The organism is Mesobacillus boroniphilus JCM 21738 (assembly GCF_000517385.1).
Taxonomy (GTDB): Bacteria; Bacillota; Bacilli; order Bacillales; family Cytobacillaceae; genus Mesobacillus; species Mesobacillus boroniphilus.
Window position 1 is genome coordinate 1 of record NZ_BAUW01000175.1, and the last position, 2884, is coordinate 2884.

Sequence of the window (2884 nt, forward strand, 5' to 3'; positions counted from 1 at the left end):
ATCTGGTAAAAAAGCCTGCGGAGAAACGAACAGCCGCAAGCTGATTGAGGAACTCATGAGCAAGTATCCAAGCGCCCAGCCTTTCTGGATGAATTACAGAAGATAAAATAAGTTTAGGCTCATCCTTTTGTGGATGAGCCTTTTATGTTCCCCTATCTATTTCCTCAAAGTAGCAATCATCCGGTTTGGATTCAGCAATAAATCCATTGCATCGAGGATATTATCGATTAAAACATCACTTTTCAGCAGTGTCGCCGTTGCACAGCCTTCTCTTCCGGCCACAGCAATCGCAAGAACGGCTTCTTCGAACATGGATGCATCGTTAGCTCCATTTCCGATACAGATGGCACCATCAAGTCCGCGAATGAACTCCCCTTTTTCACCTGTGTGGTCATCAGAGCGAAGAATCTGCACCGATACCGGCAGGCCGCTGCATTGTCTAGCGACGGTTCCATTGGTATCTGCTGTAATGACATGAATCTCCATGTCTTTGCTTAGAAGCATGATTCTTTCAGCCACGCCAGTGATCAACTCACCGTTAAAAGCAATGGTTCCGTTAAAATCCAAAACAAGATGATTGATATTAAATTGGCCTCTGCCCGGGATGTTCAATGCAAGCATGAATATGCCTCCCATTTTTGATAGAATATCGTTATTATACACCTGCTTGGAGGATGTTAGATGAAAAAGAGCAATGTCATACTTTATATCGCGATGAGCCTGGATGGATATATCGCTAGGCCAGATGGCGCCGTTGACTGGCTCGATGATGTGGAAGGCGATGGCGATAATGGTTACAATGAATTCTACAGCAAGGTTGGGACAGTGATAATGGGCCGTAAAACGTACGAAGAGGTTTTGAGACTGACGGATGAATTTCCTTATATCGGAAAAACTTGTTACGTTTTATCGCGACAGACACATAAAAGCAGCTCCCATGTCATGTTTACCGATGAAGAGCTGGAATCCCTGGTTTCGCGTCTGAAGGAAAAATCCGTTGGGAACGTCTGGCTTGTCGGCGGCGGCCAGCTTGTGAAGCAGTTCATTGAGAAAAAGCTGATTGATGAATTGGAGCTTTATATCATCCCGAAATTGATTGGTGATGGTATCCCGCTGTTTCCAGAAGGCACTCCACCAGCGAATTTCGAATTAACTGGAACAGAAAGCTATGGACAGATTGCAGCACTAAGATACAAATCCAAAACTAATGGCGCTGGATGACTTCCAGCGCCTCATTTTTAAAGATCTATTTTAACAGAGTCAAGCTTTTCTCCCGACTCCAATGCCGGTTTGACTTCGATAAAATCTGAATCAAGCACCATCGGGATGGTGATCCGCCTTTTCTCCGTCACCGTTCCATTTTCGATTTTTTTCTCTATTTTTGCATCCGAGGTTCCGCCAATTATTTGCTCGCCCTTGTCGTCAAAAAGGTCGAGCATCACTCTTTGGCCTTCTTCAGGATAACTCATTGTATATTCAATGGCTGTCGAAGATTTACCGGTAATCAGCTTTTCGAACGTGATTTTATAATCACCAAGCTCACTTGCCTGTTCAAGCGCAGCTGTTTCAAATGGAAGCTGTTTAATAGGCACGTCAAAATTCCATTTCGCCTGTTCGTCCTTCCAGTTGTCATTGATTTCTCCGATTCCAATAATCTTGAATGGCAAAGTGGTTTCTGCCGGCAATTCTGCTCTTGGATAGCTTAGCTGGATATGCCCTTTGTAGCCTCCCTCAGCAGGCAGCAGCTTTACCAGCTCCATCGTTTCTTCGATATTCGAATCACGATCAAAAATTTCATAGAACGCATAAATCGCGTCCTCGTCGCCCTTCACCTCACCCTTAACATCAAAGGTGACACCAATTATTGCTCCGTCATAATAAGCTTCCGTAACTCTCACATCAATTCCATCAAAAGCTGCCTTTTCGTTCAATTCGGTGATGAGCTCTTGCGAGGCCAGATTTCCGGCAACCTTGTCATGTTCATAAAGCTTCGCCAGGAAAGGAATATCCGCCATCACATTCCCTACCGACGGCACCATGAATCCTGATGCAACGAAAAGAACTGCGGCAGCGGCAACTGACGCCCCTAATACTTTAAAACGTGATTTTTGCTTAGCTCTCATCTTGCTTCCTTTCCTTACCCCACCCTGGATTGCGTTTAAAACATCAGCTTCAGGAACCTCAATCTGATTCACCGATTCATGAAACATTTTCTTTTCCATCGTGCTCGCCTCCTAATCTAGTTTTCAATTACTTCCGACCGCGCTGCAGATAGGTTTTTATGGTATTTTCAGGTCTGGCCATCGTTCTGGCAATCTCGCTGATTGGCACGTCATGATAGTAAAACAGGATAATCGCCGTCCGGTGCTGAGCTTTCAATAGAGTAATGGCCTCCATCAAATCGAGGTTCTCTGCCAGCTTATGGTCACTGTTTGAAGGCAGGTCAACCAGTTTCTCAACTGGCATTTCTTTTCTTCTTTTTTTCAAAACATCATATGCACAATGGATCAAGATCCTTGTCAGCCATGTTAAAAAGTAGTCCTCATTCTTCAGCTGTTCTATTGCCAGGAAGGCTTTACAGGATGTTTCCTGGACGATATCAAGGGCATCCTCCCTGTTTCCTGCATATAAATAAGCGGTCCTATATAATCGTTCACTATGTAAAATCAATAGCTCTTCAAACGCCTTTGCATTTCCCTTGATTGCTTTCTTCACAAGCTTAGCTTCCTTCATTTCCTGACCTCCTTTCACTCTTTAGAACAAAACCAGGTTAGAAAAGCGCAAGCGCCTTGGTCAGCCCCGACAAGCGCTGGAGGGCCGACCAGTGAAGTCGCTCTTTGACTTCATTGGGCGGACCGAAGCGTCTCGAGGGGCTAGGCGCTGG

Annotated in this window: 4 protein-coding genes; 1 reads left to right on the forward strand and 3 read right to left on the reverse strand. The window is 45.0% G+C overall.

Going from position 1 to position 2884, the window contains the following annotated elements:
• Positions 1-156: 156 nt before the first annotated feature.
• A complete protein-coding gene (locus JCM21738_RS21390; protein ID WP_023613460.1) occupies positions 157-621 on the reverse strand; it encodes an HAD family hydrolase in 465 nt (154 codons plus the stop codon).
• Between the two features lie 60 nt (positions 622-681).
• Here JCM21738_RS21390 and JCM21738_RS21395 point away from each other — a divergent pair, with 60 nt between their 5' ends.
• Positions 682-1221, forward strand: a complete 540-nt coding sequence (locus JCM21738_RS21395; RefSeq protein WP_023613459.1) for a dihydrofolate reductase family protein — start codon at positions 682-684, stop codon at positions 1219-1221.
• Positions 1222-1238: 17 nt separating this feature from the next.
• Here JCM21738_RS21395 and JCM21738_RS21400 read toward each other — a convergent pair whose 3' ends face one another.
• Both JCM21738_RS21400 and JCM21738_RS21405 read right to left on the reverse strand, forming a co-directional pair.
• Positions 1239-2222, reverse strand: coding sequence for a DUF4179 domain-containing protein (locus JCM21738_RS21400; RefSeq protein ID WP_023613458.1), 984 nt, complete (start codon positions 2220-2222; stop codon positions 1239-1241).
• 28 nt (positions 2223-2250) lie between these two features.
• Entirely contained in the window at positions 2251-2733 is a 483-nt protein-coding gene (locus tag JCM21738_RS21405) for a sigma-70 family RNA polymerase sigma factor (protein WP_023613457.1), read from the reverse strand.
• Between the last annotated feature and the right edge of the window lie 151 nt (positions 2734-2884).

Coding starts and splice junctions, on each gene's coding strand:
- JCM21738_RS21390 (WP_023613460.1), bottom strand. CDS start 621: ATGCTTGCATTGAACATCCCGGGCAGAGGCCAATTTAATATCAATCAT.
- JCM21738_RS21395 (WP_023613459.1), top strand. CDS start 682: ATGAAAAAGAGCAATGTCATACTTTATATCGCGATGAGCCTGGATGGA.
- JCM21738_RS21400 (WP_023613458.1), bottom strand. CDS start 2,222: ATGGAAAAGAAAATGTTTCATGAATCGGTGAATCAGATTGAGGTTCCT.
- JCM21738_RS21405 (WP_023613457.1), bottom strand. CDS start 2,733: ATGAAGGAAGCTAAGCTTGTGAAGAAAGCAATCAAGGGAAATGCAAAG.